1 rRNA gene is annotated in these 1,068 nt (G+C 56.9%); it reads left to right on the top strand.

Features of this window, described 5'->3' with window-relative positions:
• Positions 1-71: 71 nt before the first annotated feature.
• A 23S ribosomal RNA gene (locus tag BUE45_RS31055) occupies positions 72-1,068 on the top strand; the annotation flags it as partial.

Raw genomic sequence — 1,068 nt, 5'->3', positions numbered from 1 at the left:
GAGTGGTGTTGGGGTATGCGGTTGGTGTTTTGATTTGTGAATAGTGTGCGCGAGCATCTTGTTATCTGTAGTGGCCAAGTGATAGTGGCATACGGTGGATGCCTTGGCACCAGGCGCCGATGAAGGACGTGGGAGGCCGCGATAGGCCACGGGGAGCTGTCAACCGAGCTTTGATCCGTGGGTGTCCGAATGGGGAAACCTAGCCCGAGTTGTATCGGGTTGCCGCCGCCTGAATGTATAGGGTGGTTGGTGGTGACGCGGGGAAGTGAAACATCTCAGTACCCGTAGGAAGAGTAAACAACAGTGATTCTCCTAGTAGTGGTGAGCGAACGGGGAAGAGGCTAAACCGTGCGCGTGTGATAGACGGCAGTCGTTGCGTGTGCGGGGTTGTGGGGCGTGTCTTTTCGGGTCTGCCGATCCGGAGCATGTTGGGCAGAGCTAGCTGAATCCGTTGGGAAGCGGTACCGGAGTGGGTGAGAGTCCCGTAGGTGAAGGTTCTGTTCTAGTGTTGACGCTGTCCCCGAGTAGCGCGGAGCCCGAGGAATTCCGTGTGAATCTGGCAGGACCACCTGCTAAGCCAAAATACGTCCTGGTGACCGATAGTGCACTAGTACCGTGAGGGAAAGGTGAAAAGTGCCCCGGTGAGGGGTCGTGAAATAGTACCTGAAACCGTGTGCTGTCAAGCCGTCAGAGCTGCCCTTCGGGGTTGTGATGGCGTGCCTTTTGAAGAATGAGCCTGCGAGTCATGGTGTGTGGCGAGGTTAACCCGGGTGGGGTAGCCGTAGGGAAACCGAGTCTGAATAGGGCGTTGGAGTCGCATGCTGTGGACCCGAAGCGGAGTGATCTACCCATGTCCAGGGTGAAGCGGGGGTAAGACCTCGTGGAGGCCCGAACCCACCAGGGTTGAAAACCTGGGGGATGAGGTGTGGGTAGGGGTGAAAGGCCAATCAAACTCCGTGATAGCTGGTTCTCCCCGAAATGCATTTAGGTGCAGCGTTGCGTGTTTCTTGCCGGAGGTAGAGCGACTGTTTGGCTGATGGGCCCGACAAGGTTACTGACGTCAGACAA

This window comes from Nocardiopsis flavescens (genome assembly GCF_900141985.1).
Taxonomy (GTDB): domain Bacteria; phylum Actinomycetota; class Actinomycetes; order Streptosporangiales; family Streptosporangiaceae; genus Nocardiopsis; species Nocardiopsis flavescens.
Note: the sequence above shows the minus strand (reverse complement) of the source record. Positions and strands in the feature narration are given on the sequence as shown.